The following is a 15,595-nucleotide window of genomic DNA, read 5'->3' as shown; positions in this document are numbered from 1 at the left end:
ACCTCGACGCCGCTAGTGCTTGCCCCACTTCTGCACGGCGAAGTCGACGAAGCTACGCAGTTTCGGCAAACGGTAGCGATCCTGGGCGTAGACCAAATGCATGGGCCGGCTCGGCAGCCGGTAATCCGGCAGCAAGCCCACCAGTTTTCCATCCTTGAGGTCCTGCTCCACCAGCGCGTCGGGGACCATCACGATGCCCATGCCGGTGCGCGCCGCTTGATGCAGACCCGCCGAACTGTTGATCAGCATCGGCCCACTGACGGAAACCAGGACTTCGCCTTCGGGGCCGGTCAGGCGCCATTGTTTTTCCACCGAGTGCCAATCGTCTCCGGCCGGATAGGCGAAGGCCAGGCAGTCGTGATGTTGCAGGTCTTCGGGCTTGTGCGGAGTGCCCCGGCGCGCCAGGTACGCCTTCGAGGCGCACATGGTCAGGGTGTAATCGATGAGTGGGCGGGCAATCATGTTGGACGGCTCGATTGCGCCCAGGCGAATCGCCGCATCAAATCCGTTTTCCAGCAGGTCCGGGCGGCCGTTGGTGAGCACCACGTCAAGCTTGACCTGTGGACAGCGCAAGGAGAATTCGCTAAGTGCCGGCGCCAGTCGTTCGGTGCCAAACGTCAGTGGCGCGGTGATGCGCAAGGTGCCGCTCGGTTCATCGAGGGCCTGCTCGGCCAGGCGTTCGGAGTCGGCCACCAGCCCCAGCACTTCGAGGCAACGCTGGTAATACGCGGTGCCAAATTCCGTCAGGCGCTGGCGCCGGGTCGTACGGTTGAGCAAGCGCACGCCGAGACGTTGCTCCAGGGCGCGCAGGTGGTTGCCGACCATGGTCGTGGACATTTCGCACTGGAGCGCGGCGGCGGTCATGCTGCCGGTTTCCACCACCCGGACATAAACGGTCATTGCCTGGAACAGATCCATTATCAAGCCCGACTTCTAAATGATTGAAGTATTGCAGCGTTTATCCAGCTCAGGTGGCTAACCATACTGCAAAAACACCGACCATTGATGGAGCTTGATGTCATGACCGCCGCCTGCCTGATGACCACCTACCAACCGTTGGCCCTGAGTTTTACCAAAGGCCTGGGCACGCGATTGTGGGATCAGGCCGGTCGCGAGTACCTGGATGCGGTGGCGGGCGTGGCGGTCACCAATGTCGGCCACTCTCATCCGAAAATCGTCTCGGCCATCAGCGAACAGGCGGGTTTGCTGCTGCATACGTCGAACCTCTATAGCATCGACTGGCAACAACAGCTGGCGCAGAAACTGACGCAGCTATCGGGCATGGACCGGGCATTTTTCAATAACTCCGGCGCCGAGGCCAACGAGACGGCGCTGAAACTCGCGCGGCTTTACGGCTGGCACAAGGGCATCGAACAACCGCTGGTGGTGGTCATGGAGAACGCGTTTCACGGACGGACCCTTGGCACCTTGTCCGCCAGTGATGGCCCGGCGGTACGCCTGGGTTTCAGTGAATTGCCGGGGGATTTCGTCAAAGTGCCATTTGGCGATCTCGAAGCCCTGCACAAGGTGCAGCAAGCTCACGGCCCCAGAATCGTGGCCATCCTGATGGAGCCGATCCAGGGCGAAAGCGGTGTGCAGCTGGCGCCGCCCGGTTACCTCAAGGCCGTACGTGAACTCTGCAATCAGCGTTCGTGGTTGCTGATGCTCGACGAAATCCAGACCGGCATCGGCCGCACCGGCCAGTGGTTCGCATTCCAGCACGAAGGCATCGTCTCGGACGTCATGACCCTGGCCAAAGGCTTGGGCAACGGCGTGCCCATTGGCACCTGTCTGGCCCGGGGTCGCGCTGCCGAGCTGTTCACCCCCGGCAGCCATGGCAGCACCTTCGGTGGTAACCCGCTGGCGTGCCGGGTCGGTTGCACCGTGCTGGAGATCATCGAAGCACAAGGCCTGCGGGAAAACGCCAAGCTGCAAGGCGAACGCCTGCTCGCCCGATTGCGCATTGAACTGGCCGACAATCCGAACGTCCTGGCGATCCGCGGCCAGGGCCTGATGATCGGCATCGAACTCAAGCAACCGATCCGCGACCTGACCCTGATCACCGCACGGGATCATGGCCTGCTGATCAACGTGACCCGGGGCAAAACCATTCGCTTGCTGCCGCCGCTGACGATTGATGAGCGGGAAGTGGAGATGATTGTCAGAGGGATATGCCGGGTGCTGAACGCAGCCTGAGAATACTTAGTAGTGATATCTGCACATCACGATCTGTATCGCACCCTCTTCGATCGCGTAGACCAAGCGATGCTCCGTTGTAATCCGGCGAGACCAGAAACCGCTCAGATTGTGTTTCAGCGGTTCAGGCTTGCCGGGGCAGCTAAAAGGTTCGCGCTGAATTGCCTTGATCAACAGGTTGATCCGTTTGAGCCCGGCCTTATCGTTTTGCTGGAACCACAGGTAGTCGTTCCAACCTTCAGTAGTGAACTCGATATTCATTCTTCAATGAGTTGCCTGGCTTTGGCTTTCCCTGCTCGCAGGTTGCCGATCGATTTGATCAAACGTTCAGCATTGGCCGGGGAACGTAGCAAGTACGCGGTCTCCTCTAGAGCGTTGTACTCCGCCAGAGACATCATCACCACGGGTTCGCCTTTCTGACGAGTTACCAGGAGGGGGGCACGGTCTTCATTGACCCGATCCATGGTTTCAGCCAGATGTGCACGCGCGGTGGTGTAGTTGATGGTTTGCATGATGTAGTCCTCGCTCAATGCAAAGAACGTACAGAAATGAGTACAGGATGGCAAGGCGATACCTCCGAGTGGTCGTTACGCAGACGATGTATCCGCATCTGCATTGAGTATCGCCTAAGCTTCTTCAAGACGTTTCCGCAACCCCTGTAATCCCATTCCGATAAGTATGTGATCAGCCCGAGCGTCACCCCGAAATAACTCACTCAACATGCCGCGCCTTATGCTAACCCGCCAATACCGAACCAACCCAACCACCACCGCCAATACCACAACCGCCAACGCAATCGGCAAACGATAAGGTTTCAAATTCCCCAGCATCGTTTCCAGCGCTTCGCCCGCCCAATACCCGGCGCTGGCAAACACCGTGGCCCAGACCACCGCGCCCAAGGCATTCAACAATGCGAACCGCAACGGCGATAAACCGCTGGCGCCGATGACCATCGGCCCCACCAGGCGCATGCCATACAGAAAACGTACGGCAAACACCGAGGTCGATGGGTAGCGCCCGATCAGCCCCGTAACCCGATCGATCGCCGCTTGTTGCCGATGCAGGCGCGGCAGCAGGCGCCCGCCAAAATAGCGCCCGCTCCAGAACAGCAACTGATCCCCCAGCATCCCGCCCAGGCTCGCCCAGCCAATCACTGGCCACAGGTGCAACAGGTGCTGGTGGGCGGCCATTCCGCCGAGGATCAGGATGGTTTCACCCTCCAGCAAACAGCCGAAGAACACCGCCCAATAGCCATAGGTGCCGAGCAGGTAATGCAGGTCTATGTGTTCAAACACGGTCGCTCCCCCAGACTTTCCACCAGCCGGAGCAGGTAACCGTCCGGATCCTGCACCAGAAACTCACGCTGGCCGACGTCCACTGTGCCCGCGCGATACCAGGTATCGGCGCAGGGACGAAACAGCGGCCATTGAACTTCGGCCAGTCGTTGGAGGAGGGGTTCAACTGAATCTACGGTGATCTGAAAGTTAATGCCGCGCCCCAGTGGCGTTTCCAGCGGCGCGGCCAGCCATTGGCCTTCGTCCGGGTCGTATTGCTCAAGCATGAACTGCACGCCCTGTCGATCGAGGTAGGCAAAACCGGGGCGTTCATAGGCGATGTCGAAACCGATCAGCGAGGTCCAGAAATGCAGACTTTCAGTGAGGTCGGTGACCATCAATTCAGGGACTGAGTTGCTCCGTGCAAACATGATGCATCCTTGGTTAGCGGGGTGGTAACGCGTTGATGAACGTTGTGGTTTCAGCCCGGTTCGTCAGTTGCAGCTTGGAACCGCTGAAGCCCTGGAACAGACGCTGATGAACCCTGAATCCGCTGGACCCTTCGCGACGGCGATAGCTGCCGGCCCAGTCCAGCAGCGCGATCAATAACTCATCGTCGGCGTCGCGCCGGGCTTCTCGCTGACGGATTTGGGCGACGCAATCGTCATCGTCCAGGCTCAACCAGATCAGCGCCGTCGCCCGGGGCAGGAGTTCGCGGATGATCCAGCCGTAGACGCCTTCGATCACCCACTGTTCTTCACTGGCCGCGACCCGGGCTATTTCCAGGGCTTCGTTTCGAGGCCGGGCGATGCTGTGTTCATCCGAAATCCAGTGAACCCGGTCAAGATCGATCCACGGCACTTGCTGCCGTTTGGCCAGGCGCTTGGCCAGCCAACTCTTGCCTGCGCCGGAGTTGCCGATGATCAACGTCCGGGTGAGGTTCAGGTTGTTCACATTCATAAGGACGACTACTCAGGCGCAACCATTCGGGTACGCGGCGAGCCATCGGCATTGTGCTGATAGATCTCCCGCGGCTGACCCTTTTCATTAAACAGCACCTGCCCGATCCCTGCCGAGTTCCACAACCGTTCACCCGCTTCGGCATGTTCGGGGGTGTGCGGAACGATGCGCATCAGCCGGCGTTTGGTAAACCAGTTCAGCGGCGAACGGGGCGAGTAGAGCCAGCGGTTGAGGCGGTCAAACCATTCGAGCAGGGCCGGCGGGAATTCGTTCTTGATCCCGCTGCTGGTGATCTGCCAGATCCGCGGACCGGCCTTGCGGTGTCGGATCAATACTTCATAGACGAAGGAATAATGCACATCACCCGACAGCACCACGTAGTTCCCGGGTGTACGCGAGTGTCGGAAAATGTTCAGGATCACCTGGGCCGCGCCGCGATGGGCCATCCAGTTTTCGGCGTCCACCAGCAGGGGAAAGCCGCACCAACTGAAGACTCGTTGTACGGTCTCGATCAATTTGACGCCGAAGATCGGCGCCGGCGAAACGATGATCGCCGACGGGTGATCCAGCAGTTCCTGTTGCAACTCGCTGAGGGCTTCCCAGTCCAGCAGGCCCGAGGGTTGCTTGAGGTTCATCTCGCTGCGCCAGCGCCGGGTGCGGGTGTCGAGCACCACAAGGGCCGGGGTGGTCGGCAACACGTAGTGCCAGTTCTGGAAGCCCAGCAAGTCGTCGATCAAGTGGTCTTGAGCCGTGCTATCGAGATAGCGCTCGGTGTTGCTTAACGCACGGGTTTTCTCCAGCACATCGGCGAACGCATCCGGGTTATTGCCCCAGCCCTGACACAGCATGTAAGCGAGCAACGCATTGCCGATGATGCGCTTGGAGAACGGATGGCCGTAGGCGGTTTCCTCCCATTGCGCGGACAGGTTCCAGTCATCGGTCACGTCGTGGTCATCAAAAATCATCAGGCACGGCAGATGCGCCATCGCCCGGCCAACGCCACCCAAACCGGCCTTGAAGGCATCGATGCGGGACTGTTCGAGGACATAGCGCTGAAGCCTTTCGGGGGGCAGAACGGGTGGCTGCGGATCGATCAGCGTCCAGGCAGTGGGCGACCAGACCAACAGGTACATCGCCATGACTTCGGCAAACGTTACCAGGTGATTGTCGGCGCTGCTGCTGGTGAAAATCGGCTTACGCGCACCGCCGAAAAATCGCTCGCGCAGGGTTTCGTTGCTCTCAAGCGCCGGTAACAAATCCGCACGATGGTAGTAGCTGGCCGCGTGTTCGTAGAGGGTGGCGCTGTCGCTGACCACCGCCCCTTCGAGGTGCTCGTCGAACAAGCCCAGCCGCTGGATCAACGCATGGATGGCCCGCAGCATCGGCCCGGCCACGTCGTCGGCGTAGACCTGGTCGCCGCTCATCATCAACAGGGCCGGGCGCTCAATGGCTGCCTGTTCAGTCGCCAGCAGACGATCCACACACAGCAAACCGTCCGCCGCCGGGTGGTGGGGTTTACGGCAGGAGCCGTGCAGCAACTGATCGATGCGTGAGCGCAGGACAAAGTTCGGGCAACGGGCGTCGCCGTACAGCAAGTGTGGGGCCCAGTCGGCGATGCCTGCGTCGTCAATCAGCAGGTCGTACTCGATCAACGTGTCGCAGGGCAGGGCGGTGTCCAGCGGCACATCGATCAAGTGAATAAAGGCATGGGTGCCAACGGGAATGACGGTGCAGGTCGAGTCATCCAGGCGGATGTCGTTTACACCTTGCAAACGCAAAGTCAGGGACAACGCCCGGGAACCTGCCAGCCACAGCACCAGCCGCGTGGGCTCAAGGCGCCGCAATAGCGGCCCGGCAAGGACCGCAGGCAGTGAGGCGTGATCGTCGGGAAATGGCAGGGTTACGGACATCCGGGTCAAGGCTCTGGGCACACAGGCCGGCGATGATAACGCAGCGGCCTTCCTTTGCCTTTAAGCAGGGCGCTCAGGTGCCTAGCGCATCGGCACCAGGGACAGCGTGATAGACAGCAGCACCAGCCCGACGATAAAACCGGACACCGCCCCGGCCATGTTGCCGAAAAGCAGGCCCCAGCTGCCGCGATTGAGCACCACCCAGCGCCACATGAACCCCCAGGCTGCGGCAAATATCACAAAGCGTAGAAACTCCATTCGCTCCCTTCCTTACGCGCAGTAACAATAAAACCCATGCTCGACTGTCGCTGAGCATTGACGATGGGCGGCACGATATCAAAAACAGAGGTTTGCGCCACTGTCCCGGTGCGCTGTAGGAAGCGTCTGCGGGGAATTAAGTAGCCTTTTGTTGCATGTCCGTTATCGTGACGGGAAATTCAGCTGCCGCAGGGATCTGGTGACTCAACGCGAGTCACCATCCCGGTCGATATTCATTCAGGAGCGTAAACGTGATCTGGTTTCTCGAAGGTCAATCCAGCCAGCGCGACATTCTTATAGGCGCGCGCGAGGCACTGCCGGCGAACGTCCGGATTTTTGCCTCTCATCGTCAGGATCGACCTGAAATCACGGGGCAGGCCGATGTCAGCTTTCAAGAGCCTCTGGATAACGAGGAACGCATCGACTGGGTGATCGCCACGGCGCTTGAGCACGGCATCAAGGTGATCCTGGCCGGGCGTATCGGCAGCTTCTACGAAGTGGCGCGAGATCGCTTCGAAGCCGCCGGTTTGCAGCTGGTGACGGGCGGGATGTCCATGGACACCTTCGATAACGTCGACGACAAGAGTCGTTTCACCGCAGAGGCCGAGCGCGCCGGGCTGGCGTGCATTCCCGCCGTGACGGTCAACACTGCCCAGGAACTGGCGGCGGCTTATGAGTTGCTGTCCGCGCAAGGCGAGGTGTGCATCAAACCGGTCGTCGGTATTTACGGGCAAGGTTTCTGGCGGTTCAAGGCCGATGTCGAGCCGTTCCGCTGCCTGGAAAACCCGGACGCGCGGGAAGTCGATTTCGATACCTACCTCAGCCTCTATAAGGCCAGTCCCGAGCGGAAGCCGATGCTGGTCATGCCGTATTTGCCGGGCAGCGAGTGTTCCGTCGACATGGTGTGCGAAGCGGGCCAGCCGGTTGCGTTCGTCGGCAGAAGAAAGCAGGGTGTTCACCAGACGTTCGAGCGCGAGTCCGCCGCCGTTGAGCTGGCACTCAAGGCCGCCGCGCATTTCAAGTGCGATGGGCTGGTCAATGTCCAGACCCGGGATGACCACAACGGTGTTCCCCATCTGCTGGAAATCAACCCGCGTTACTCCGGCGGCATTGGCTACACGAGGGCAACCGGGATAAACCTGGCCGGAATCTTCGCCGTTCGTCGGCTCGGTCTGCCAGAACCTGCGGGCCAGTGGGTGGACAACGTTCGGGTGAAGCCAATCACAGTTGCCGTTATAGCGCCTTCCTGATATTACAACGCCACATAGGCAGTGAATGATTGTTGCTGTCTTGGCATAATTGCCAGCTACCGATCAAGGAACGACAGGATGAAGGCGCTTACGCCTGGAGCCAACGCCGCTATTTCAGGCGTTAAATGTGCATGGACGCTGGAGTGCAGCCACTCCACCGCCTTTGGGGAATACGCAGCCGTAGCGCTGCTGCCCGTCACTGAGAAGCGTCTTCCGACAGGTGACCCGGCTCTGTTTCAAGTCACTCAACAGTGGATGGAATGGAGCGGTACGCCGTCGTCTATCGGTTGTTCCCTGGACTTGTCCCGTCTTCCCAGCGGCAGCGAACGTCTGCTGCTGGTGGTGTATACCTTTTCCGCCGCCGGTCCTGTCAGCGAACTCAAGGACCTGCGCCTGCAAGTCGACAATCAGGTCGAACTGTCCCTGGACCTGAAAAGCAACGGTGAATCAGCCATTGTCATTGGCGAGTTCTACAACCGCAACGATCAATGGAAATTCCGCGCGCTGGCCGAAGGCTCGGCCTATGGCCTGGCCGCGATGGGGCGGCGCATGGGCATCACGATTGATGATGCGCACCCCAATCGCCGTCCGTATTCAGGTGATTCAGGCAGGAGCCGTGCTTCGGCCACGGGCACCGGGTTCGCCGTTTCGCCCAACCAGGTCATGACCTGCGCCCACGTGATCGAGGGGATGGAGGAACTGCACATTGCCTCGTTTGCCGGTCGCTACCGCGCCGAAGTGGTGGTGGTCGATCAGCGCAACGACATGGCGTTGCTGCGTATTCAGGATTGCCCGCCACTGTCGCCCGTGGTCTTCAAGGAAGGGGTCGGTTGTGCGCTGGGGGAGTCGGTGATTGCCCTGGGCTTTCCGATGGCCGGCCTGGCGGGCGGTGGCGTGCACGTGACGCAGGGCGGAGTGTCCGGTCTGTTCGGGTTGCACAACGATGCAAGCCTGCTGCAGTTCACCGCGGCCATCCAGCCTGGGTCCAGCGGTAGCCCATTATTCGATAGCAGCGGGGCGGTCATCGGGATGGTGACGTCGTCGCTGCCGGATGCGCAAAACATGAACTTCGCGGTCAAGGCCGGGTTGTTGTTGGCCTTTCTGGATGCCTGTCATGTTTCGCCGCCTAAATCACCAACCGGTCGGGTTTTCTCGACCGCCGAAATGGCTCGTGAAGCCCAGTCGTCACTCTGGCGGATCGAAGCCCGAAATCCGTAGAGGCACCCTGCTTTAAAAATAGTGAAGGGTTGTCAGTTCACTAATTCGCCTCTTTTAGGAATGTTGCACATGGAATCCGCAGTAGAAAAATCCACGACCACCACACTCAGCGCTCAATTGAAGCGCGGGCTGATGGAAGTCGATGTCGATGAATCCTCCATCGAACCCCATTCGTTATTCGGGTTCGCCGAGCGCCGTAATCCTAAACGGGCGTTCCTGTTTGTGTCCCGCGTGCTGGGCCGCCATATTCCGGTGCGTCCATCGATCATGCAGGCCAGCTACGAAACCCTGGCGGCCAAGATTCCCGCTGACTTGCCCGGCCCGGTCCTGGTGATCGGCATGGCCGAAACGGCCGTCGGCCTGGGTGCCGGTGTACACCGCGCCTACAGCAAGACCCGCCCGGACACCGTCTACATGGTCAGCACGCGCCATCCGGTCGGCACCGAGCTGTTCACCCGTTTTGAAGAAGAACACAGCCACGCCAGCGCACACCTGATTCACCAGCCCACCGATCTCGATGTGCGGGAAATGATGCTGAACGCGCGTTCCCTGGTGTTGGTCGACGATGAAGCCTCCACCGGCAAGACCTTCATCAATCTGCATCGCGCCCTCGTGGATGCCGGCCTGAGCAACGTGGAGCGGGTCGTGACCTGCGTGCTCACCGATTGGTCCCGTGGCGCGGTGCGCAACCTTCTGGGCGAATCCGCCACCCAGGTGTCGCTGCTGCAGGGTGCTTATCGCTTCTGCGAGGATCAAGACGCGCCGCTGCCGGAAATGCCCGATGTGGGCGCGGTGGCCGTGGGCGAATGGCCCCTCGACCCGCGTAACGATTGGGGACGCCTGGGTGTGCGTCATGTCGAAGACACATTGGCCCCGCATATTCAGGTCAAGCCGGGCGAGCGCGTGATGGTCGTGGGCACCAGCGAATTCGTGTGGCGTCCGTTTCTGCTGGCCGAACGTCTTGAACGCGCCGGGGCTGATGTGCATTTCAGCTCCACCAGCCGCTCGCCGATTGCCCTGGGCCATGAGATCGGGTACGCCTTGTCGTTCTCCGATAACTACGGCCTGGGCATTCCGAACTTTCTCTATAACGTGCGTCCGGGGCAGTTCGACCGTGTGTTGATCTGTACCGAAACGCCGGCGCAAGCAGTTCCCCAATCGCTGATTGAGGCGCTGAATGCGGAGGTCATTGTCGATGAGCAATAAGCGTCCCCTGATACTCATCGATCTTGATGACACCTTGTTCCAGACCGCGCGCAAGATGCCGCAAGGCGCTGAACGCCATACCGCGACGCTGGATGTCGACGGCCAGCCCAACGGCTACATGAGCGCCGTGCAGAAAAACTTTGTCGAATGGTTGCTGGCATCGGCCGATGTCGTGCCGGTCACGGCGCGCAGCGTCGAAGCTTACAGCCGCGTGCAATTGCCCTTCGTCGCGGGGGCCGTGTGTTCCCATGGTGGCGTGATCCTGCAACCCGATGGCTCGCTGGATCGCGATTGGCACGGGCAGATGACTGAGGCGCTGGCGGCGTATCAGGAGCGTCTTGCGACCCTGAGTGCGGCGACCCTGGCCATCGGCGAGGAAATGGGTTTTTCCCTGCGCGGATGGGTAGTGGAAGAGCAAGGCCTGTTGAATTACGTGGTGACCAAGCACAACGAGTCGGACGATTCGGTGCTGCAAAAGGTGTTGGCCGAGGTTCAGGCCCGTGGCCTGCTGGACGATATGCATATCCACGGCAACGGCAACAACCTCGCGTTCCTGCCGCACGGCTTGTCCAAGCGTCTGGCGGTCCAAGAACTGCTGCGCCGCGATCGAGCCACCCATGGCGAACGTCCGGTGCTGGGCTTTGGTGACAGCGTCACCGACCTGGGCTTTATGAACGAATGCAACTTCTGGGCGACGCCTGCCAACAGCCAATTGGCTAAAGTTGTGGAGGCGATGATCCATGGTTAATGCCTTTGCCCATCTGACCACGGTTGGCAGTGGCAGTTACGCGCCCGATGACGTGCACTTTTTGCTGCAACCCGTCGACATCGAAGTGACGGACGTTGAAGAGAAAGAGCGCCTGATCCAGACGCGGCAGAAGCATTACTCCGAGATGATCAGCCAGGAATCGGCGCCGACCGAGGTCCACAAAGGGCTGTACCAGCGTGCCATGGCGCAGAACTCGGTCAGGATGGCCCGGGATGTCCAGGCCCTGGCACTGGCGCTCGACCAGGCCTGTGACGGCCCTTCGATCGCGCTGGTTTCGTTCGTGCGCGCGGGGCTGCCTCTGGGCGTCCTGCTGCGCCGCGCGCTGTTGGACTTGGGGCGTGACGCCCACCATTACGGGATCAGCATCGTGCGTGACCGGGGCATCGACATGATTGCCCTGGACGCGGTGATCCAGGCCCACGGCGCGGAAAACATCGTGTTTGTCGATGGCTGGACCGGCAAGGGCGCCATCTCCGGCGAGATCCAGCGCAGCCTCAAGGGCGACACGCGCTTTCCCGAGCAGCCACGCCTTGTGGTGTTGGCCGACCCTTGCGGGCGCGCCTGGCTGGCGGCGTCGGCCGAAGACTGGGTGATTCCGTCCGGCATCCTCGGGGCCACGGTGTCTGGCCTGGTTTCGCGCTCCATCTGGCCGGCCAATGGCGGCCTGCATGGGTGCGTGGTCTACGACCACTTGCACGAACACGACGTCACGCGTGAATTCATCGACCAGATCGAAGCCGAGCGCCAGGCGCTGCCGGCGGTCGAAGCTGCCGCTCCCTGGACTGAAGCGCAACGCAATCAGCTGCAGGCTTCGGCACTGGGTGTCATCGACGCGATTGCCGCGCAATGGGGCATTACCAATCTGAATCGGGTCAAACCCGGCATTGCCGAGGCCACGCGTGCCGTTCTGCGCCGGGTGCCGGATCAGGTGCTGGTGCGCGATCGCAGCGATCCGGACGTGCAATTGCTGATGCACCTGACTGAGCGCGCGAACGTGACGGTTGAGGAGATGGGGGCCGCCCTCGGTCCTTATCGTGCCGTGACCGTTATCCGGAGTTTGAGCTGATGAAAATACTCTCGCCCTACGCCCTCGGTGCAACGCTCTACATGCCGGCCACCCGCGAGGACATCCTCGATGTGGTCTTGCACAAAAAACTGCCCGAACTGCGTTCGATGGTGGTGTGCCTCGAGGATGCGGTCGCGGAGATCGACGTCGAAACGGCGCTGGCCAATCTGCACAAGTTACTGCTCTCGATTGACCAACAGGGCGGCCGCACGGTCGATGGCCCCATGCTGTTCGTGCGACCGCGGGATTCGCAGATGGCGGCCGTGCTCAACGACTGGCCGTTGATGGTGCATGTGGACGGGTTTGTCCTGCCCAAGCTGAGCCTGTCCAATCTGCGCGCGTGGGAATTGGCGGTGACCAACCCCGACATCTTCCTGATGCCGACCCTGGAGACCCGCGAGGTCTTCAACCCGGTGGCGATGGTCGAGCTGGGCGCAGCGCTCAAGCAGACCCTGGACCACCGCATCATTGCCCTGCGCATCGGTGGCAATGATCTGCTGGGCTGCCTGGGCCTTCGGCGCAATCCGGCGACCACGCTGTACAGCACGCCCATGGGTTACGTGATTCCAATGCTGGCCGGGGTCATGGGGTCGCAAGGGTTCGCTTTGACCGCCCCGGTGTTTGAGCGTTTGGCGACGCCGCATTTGCTGCTGGAAGAACTGAGCCTGGACATTGCCCATGGCCTGGTGGGCAAAACGGCGATTCATCCAAGCCAGATCAGCAGCATTCAGGACAGCCTGCGGGTCAGTCTCGAAGATCTAAATTGTGCCAAATTGATGCTGAATGAAGTCGCGCCAGCGGTCTTCAATCACAATGACACGATGTGCGAACCAGCAACTCACTTCAAATGGGCCACAAATATCCTTGAGCGTGCCAAGTGGCATGGGGTCAGGCATGCGGAGCCGAGCCACAGTGATCAGTCAATCCGTCTTGCAGAGGCCGGCCGATGACCCAGGAAATGCTTGAGATGGGCCCGGCCGGGGCCAAGGTCCTGTCGGTCTTTGACTTCGACGGCACCTTGACCCGGCACGACAGCTTCGTTCCCTTTCTGAAATTTGCGTTTGGCAAAATCGAATTTGCCAAGCGCTTGCGCCTGCTCGCCGGTCCGGGGGTGCGTTACCTGACGCGTCGCCTGTCGCGCGACGAACTCAAGGCCCGGCTGATCGCCGCATTCCTCACCGATGCCAAGGAAGAATGGGTGCGGCACAAGGCCGCGGAATTCTGCGGCCTGTACTGGACCCGCCTGATGCGTCCCGCCGGCTTGACCTCGGTGGCCGCTGAAAGACAGGCCGGCAGTGAAGTCACCCTGTGTTCCGCCTCTCCGGCGCTGGTCCTGAAACCGTTTGCCGATCGCCTCAATATCAAATTGATCGCCACCGAACTGGAAGTCGTCGATGGGCGCCTGACCGGGCGGATCTCGGGCAACAACTGCCGCTGTGAAGCGAAGGTGCAGCGCCTTGAAGCGGTGTACGGCGACCTGACGCAATACCGCCTGCGCGCCTGGGGCGACACCCGCGGTGACCACGAACTTCTGGCTGCTGCGCAAGATGCGCACTGGCGACATTTCCACCCTGCATGGCGCCGTGGGCGTCTGCGGGTCTCCAAGACCTTGGCCCGAGATGCCGGCGTTGCGCCGATGGCAACTCGTCCGGTTGAGGACAGCAACGCTACACCCTCGCAATTGACGACCAACAAGGAGCGTACCGATGGCCCTAACTCTGACTAAAAACCAATCAATCTCCCTGGAAAAAACCGCTGGCGGTGGCCTCACGGCGATCACGCTTGGCCTCGGCTGGGATCCGGAGAAAGCCGGGTTCATGGGCCGATTGATGGGTAACGGTGGTGACGTCGACCTGGATGCCTCCTGCATTCTGTTCGATGCCGACTTCAAGCCAGTGGACCTGGTGTGGTTCCGTCAACTGACCTCCCGCGACGGTTCGATCCAGCACTCGGGCGACAACCGCACCGGTGAAGGCGATGGCGACGACGAAACCATCACCGTTGATCTGCAGCGCCTGCCGGCCACCGTCAAATCGCTGGTATTCACCGTGAACAGCTTCACGGGCCAGAACTTCGAGAAGATCGCCAACGCGTATTGCCGCATCCTCAACGCGAGCAACAAGACCGAACTGGCGCGTTTCAATCTGTCCGAGAAGGGCCGTCACACCGGCGTGGTCATGGCCAGCCTGGTGCGCGAGAACGGCGGTTGGGACTTCAAGGCCATCGGTCAGGTGACCAACGGCCGCACGGCTGACGACCTGGTCAACCTGGCGGTTCAGGCGGTGCGTGCATGACCACCCTGGTTCCTGGCGGGAACGCGCCGGTAACCACCGGCCAGGTGCGGATCGATATCAGCTACTCGGCCATCCCGGGTGCCGATATCGACGTGTCTGCATTCGTCCTGAATGCCGCGGGAAAAGTCCGCGGCGACACTGATATGTGCTTCTACGGCCAGACCAATGTGCTGGGCGGAACGGTACAAATGACCGAGTCGTCTGCCGGTCGTGCGGTCTTCACCCTTGATTTGTCGCGCCTGGACGCGGTGGTCGAGAAGGTGGCGCTGACGGCGACGATCTACGAGAACAAAGCCAGCTTCGACCGTGTATCCCATCTCGCGCTGACCGTCACCGGCGGTATCGAGGCGCAGATACCCACCAGCGGAATGAAAGAAACCGCCCTGATCCTCGGCGAGTTTTATCGCCGCCAGGGCGAGTGGAAATTCCGTTGCGTCGCCCAGGGTTTTGCCGGTGGCCTTGAGCCTTTGGCCAAGTACTTCGGTGTCGAAATTGCCGCGCCTGCCCCGGCACCAGTGGCCGCTCCTGCACCCGTGGCGGCGCCTGCCGCACCCGTGCCGGCCGCGCCACCGAAGTCGTCGATCAGCCTGAGCAAAATCACCCTCGACAAGACCCGCTCCTCGATCAGCCTGGAGAAAACCGCTGAAGGCTTCGGCGAGATCAAGGTCAACCTCAACTGGAACAAAGGCAAGGGCGGCGGTTTCTTCTCGCGCAACAACGCCATCGACCTCGACGTGGGTTGCCTTTACGAGTTGCAGGATGGCTCCAAAGGGGTGGTCCAGGCACTGGGCAACAGCTTCGGCGATTTCGACTACGACCCTTACATCCGGTTGATGGGCGATGACCGTACCGGCGCCGTCAGCGATGGCGAATGGCTGCACATCAACGGCCGGCATTGGAGTGAAATCCGCCGGGTGCTGGTGTTCGCGTTCATCTACGAAGGTGCGCCGAACTGGCGTGAGACCGATGGCGTCGTGACCATTTATGTCCCGGGCCAGCCACCGATCGAAGTTCGCCTGAATGAAGAAGGCGGGCGCCTGGGCATGTGTGCCATCGCCCTGCTGGAGAACGAGGGCGGCGGCGTCAAGGTCAGCCGCCGGGTCGATTTCCACAAAGGTCATTCGGTCATGGACAAGGCTTACGGTTGGGGCATGCGCTGGTCGGCAGGTTCCAAGTAACTATTTGAAAACGGCG

The 15,595-nt window shown here is 60.8% G+C and carries 18 protein-coding genes; 10 read left to right on the top strand and 8 right to left on the bottom strand.

The window, feature by feature from the left end; translation table 11 throughout:
- Positions 1 to 12 precede the first annotated feature (12 nt).
- Positions 13 to 918 carry a LysR family transcriptional regulator gene (locus tag FQ192_RS08135; protein ID WP_149658125.1) on the bottom strand — a complete coding sequence of 302 codons (906 nt, stop codon included), beginning with the start codon at positions 916 to 918 and terminating at the stop codon, positions 13 to 15.
- A gap of 102 nt (positions 919 to 1,020) precedes the next feature.
- On the opposite strand from FQ192_RS08135, the gene FQ192_RS08130 reads away from it, so the two are divergent.
- Positions 1,021 to 2,196, top strand: coding sequence for an aspartate aminotransferase family protein (locus FQ192_RS08130; protein WP_149658124.1), 1,176 nt, complete (start codon positions 1,021 to 1,023; stop codon positions 2,194 to 2,196).
- 6 nt (positions 2,197 to 2,202) lie between these two features.
- Here the strand turns inward: FQ192_RS08130 and FQ192_RS08125 are convergent, their stop codons facing one another.
- The 7 genes from FQ192_RS08125 to FQ192_RS33965 form a co-directional block, all read right to left on the bottom strand.
- On the bottom strand, positions 2,203 to 2,457 hold the full coding sequence (locus FQ192_RS08125) for a Txe/YoeB family addiction module toxin (protein ID WP_149658123.1): 255 nt from the start codon (positions 2,455 to 2,457) through the stop codon (positions 2,203 to 2,205).
- Positions 2,454 to 2,708: a type II toxin-antitoxin system prevent-host-death family antitoxin gene (locus FQ192_RS08120; RefSeq protein ID WP_123410196.1), complete on the bottom strand. Its 255-nt coding sequence runs from the start codon at positions 2,706 to 2,708 to the stop codon at positions 2,454 to 2,456. Before FQ192_RS08120 ends, FQ192_RS08125 begins: the two co-directional genes overlap by 4 nt.
- Positions 2,709 to 2,822: 114 nt before the next feature.
- The gene (locus FQ192_RS08115; RefSeq protein WP_149658122.1) at positions 2,823 to 3,491 is read right to left on the bottom strand and encodes a DedA family protein; all 669 of its coding nucleotides are present in this window, start codon (positions 3,489 to 3,491) and stop codon (positions 2,823 to 2,825) included.
- Complete coding sequence (locus FQ192_RS08110; RefSeq protein WP_149658121.1) at positions 3,476 to 3,901, bottom strand: VOC family protein; 426 nt, start codon at positions 3,899 to 3,901, stop codon at positions 3,476 to 3,478. The genes FQ192_RS08115 and FQ192_RS08110 overlap by 16 nt, the downstream gene beginning before the upstream one ends.
- Positions 3,902 to 3,914: 13 nt before the next feature.
- Positions 3,915 to 4,430, bottom strand: a complete 516-nt coding sequence (locus tag FQ192_RS08105; protein WP_149658120.1) for an adenylate kinase — start codon at positions 4,428 to 4,430, stop codon at positions 3,915 to 3,917.
- Between the two features lie 8 nt (positions 4,431 to 4,438).
- Positions 4,439 to 6,340, bottom strand: a complete 1,902-nt coding sequence (locus tag FQ192_RS08100; protein WP_149658119.1) for an alkaline phosphatase D family protein — start codon at positions 6,338 to 6,340, stop codon at positions 4,439 to 4,441.
- A gap of 81 nt (positions 6,341 to 6,421) precedes the next feature.
- The gene (locus tag FQ192_RS33965) at positions 6,422 to 6,598 is read right to left on the bottom strand and encodes a hypothetical protein (RefSeq protein ID WP_178129038.1); all 177 of its coding nucleotides are present in this window, start codon (positions 6,596 to 6,598) and stop codon (positions 6,422 to 6,424) included.
- Between the two features lie 251 nt (positions 6,599 to 6,849).
- Here FQ192_RS33965 and FQ192_RS08095 point away from each other — a divergent pair, with 251 nt between their 5' ends.
- The 9 genes from FQ192_RS08095 to FQ192_RS08055 all read left to right on the top strand — a co-directional run bounded on the left by FQ192_RS08095 (position 6,850) and on the right by FQ192_RS08055 (position 15,579).
- Positions 6,850 to 7,848, top strand: a complete 999-nt coding sequence (locus tag FQ192_RS08095; protein WP_149658118.1) for an ATP-grasp domain-containing protein — start codon at positions 6,850 to 6,852, stop codon at positions 7,846 to 7,848.
- 78 nt (positions 7,849 to 7,926) lie between these two features.
- Positions 7,927 to 9,066, top strand: a complete 1,140-nt coding sequence (locus FQ192_RS08090; RefSeq protein ID WP_149658117.1) for a trypsin-like peptidase domain-containing protein — start codon at positions 7,927 to 7,929, stop codon at positions 9,064 to 9,066.
- Positions 9,067 to 9,135: 69 nt separating this feature from the next.
- Positions 9,136 to 10,272, top strand: a complete 1,137-nt coding sequence (locus FQ192_RS08085; protein ID WP_149658116.1) for a phosphoribosyltransferase domain-containing protein — start codon at positions 9,136 to 9,138, stop codon at positions 10,270 to 10,272.
- The gene (locus tag FQ192_RS08080) at positions 10,262 to 11,020 is read left to right on the top strand and encodes a trehalose phosphatase (protein ID WP_149658115.1); all 759 of its coding nucleotides are present in this window, start codon (positions 10,262 to 10,264) and stop codon (positions 11,018 to 11,020) included. Before FQ192_RS08085 ends, FQ192_RS08080 begins: the two co-directional genes overlap by 11 nt.
- Entirely contained in the window at positions 11,013 to 12,107 is a 1,095-nt protein-coding gene (locus FQ192_RS08075; protein WP_149658114.1) for a cysteine protease StiP domain-containing protein, read from the top strand. Before FQ192_RS08080 ends, FQ192_RS08075 begins: the two co-directional genes overlap by 8 nt.
- Positions 12,107 to 13,057, top strand: a complete 951-nt coding sequence (locus tag FQ192_RS08070; protein WP_149658113.1) for an HpcH/HpaI aldolase/citrate lyase family protein — start codon at positions 12,107 to 12,109, stop codon at positions 13,055 to 13,057. Before FQ192_RS08075 ends, FQ192_RS08070 begins: the two co-directional genes overlap by 1 nt.
- Positions 13,054 to 13,833 carry an HAD-IB family hydrolase gene (locus FQ192_RS08065; RefSeq protein ID WP_133840496.1) on the top strand — a complete coding sequence of 260 codons (780 nt, stop codon included), beginning with the start codon at positions 13,054 to 13,056 and terminating at the stop codon, positions 13,831 to 13,833. Before FQ192_RS08070 ends, FQ192_RS08065 begins: the two co-directional genes overlap by 4 nt.
- Positions 13,814 to 14,401, top strand: coding sequence for a TerD family protein (locus FQ192_RS08060; protein ID WP_149658112.1), 588 nt, complete (start codon positions 13,814 to 13,816; stop codon positions 14,399 to 14,401). The genes FQ192_RS08065 and FQ192_RS08060 overlap by 20 nt, the downstream gene beginning before the upstream one ends.
- A complete protein-coding gene (locus FQ192_RS08055; protein ID WP_149658111.1) occupies positions 14,398 to 15,579 on the top strand; it encodes a TerD family protein in 1,182 nt (393 codons plus the stop codon). Before FQ192_RS08060 ends, FQ192_RS08055 begins: the two co-directional genes overlap by 4 nt.
- Positions 15,580 to 15,595 lie beyond the last annotated feature (16 nt).

This window comes from Pseudomonas sp. ANT_J12 (assembly GCF_008370045.1).
In the GTDB taxonomy this organism is placed as follows: Bacteria; Pseudomonadota; Gammaproteobacteria; order Pseudomonadales; family Pseudomonadaceae; genus Aquipseudomonas.
The sequence above is the reverse complement of the archived record's forward strand: the minus strand, read 5'-3'. Positions and strand labels throughout refer to the sequence as shown.

Excerpts from the sequence above, each read along its gene's own strand:
- FQ192_RS08135 (WP_149658125.1), bottom strand. The coding sequence starts at position 918 with ATGGATCTGTTCCAGGCAATGACCGTTTATGTCCGGGTGGTGGAAACC.
- FQ192_RS08130 (WP_149658124.1), top strand. The coding sequence starts at position 1,021 with ATGACCGCCGCCTGCCTGATGACCACCTACCAACCGTTGGCCCTGAGT.
- FQ192_RS08125 (WP_149658123.1), bottom strand. The coding sequence starts at position 2,457 with ATGAATATCGAGTTCACTACTGAAGGTTGGAACGACTACCTGTGGTTC.
- FQ192_RS08120 (WP_123410196.1), bottom strand. The coding sequence starts at position 2,708 with ATGCAAACCATCAACTACACCACCGCGCGTGCACATCTGGCTGAAACC.
- FQ192_RS08110 (WP_149658121.1), bottom strand. The coding sequence starts at position 3,901 with ATGTTTGCACGGAGCAACTCAGTCCCTGAATTGATGGTCACCGACCTC.
- FQ192_RS08105 (WP_149658120.1), bottom strand. The coding sequence starts at position 4,430 with ATGAATGTGAACAACCTGAACCTCACCCGGACGTTGATCATCGGCAAC.
- FQ192_RS08100 (WP_149658119.1), bottom strand. The coding sequence starts at position 6,340 with ATGTCCGTAACCCTGCCATTTCCCGACGATCACGCCTCACTGCCTGCG.
- FQ192_RS33965 (WP_178129038.1), bottom strand. The coding sequence starts at position 6,598 with ATGGAGTTTCTACGCTTTGTGATATTTGCCGCAGCCTGGGGGTTCATG.
- FQ192_RS08090 (WP_149658117.1), top strand. The coding sequence starts at position 7,927 with ATGAAGGCGCTTACGCCTGGAGCCAACGCCGCTATTTCAGGCGTTAAA.
- FQ192_RS08085 (WP_149658116.1), top strand. The coding sequence starts at position 9,136 with ATGGAATCCGCAGTAGAAAAATCCACGACCACCACACTCAGCGCTCAA.
- FQ192_RS08080 (WP_149658115.1), top strand. The coding sequence starts at position 10,262 with ATGAGCAATAAGCGTCCCCTGATACTCATCGATCTTGATGACACCTTG.
- FQ192_RS08075 (WP_149658114.1), top strand. The coding sequence starts at position 11,013 with ATGGTTAATGCCTTTGCCCATCTGACCACGGTTGGCAGTGGCAGTTAC.
- FQ192_RS08070 (WP_149658113.1), top strand. The coding sequence starts at position 12,107 with ATGAAAATACTCTCGCCCTACGCCCTCGGTGCAACGCTCTACATGCCG.
- FQ192_RS08065 (WP_133840496.1), top strand. The coding sequence starts at position 13,054 with ATGACCCAGGAAATGCTTGAGATGGGCCCGGCCGGGGCCAAGGTCCTG.
- FQ192_RS08060 (WP_149658112.1), top strand. The coding sequence starts at position 13,814 with ATGGCCCTAACTCTGACTAAAAACCAATCAATCTCCCTGGAAAAAACC.
- FQ192_RS08055 (WP_149658111.1), top strand. The coding sequence starts at position 14,398 with ATGACCACCCTGGTTCCTGGCGGGAACGCGCCGGTAACCACCGGCCAG.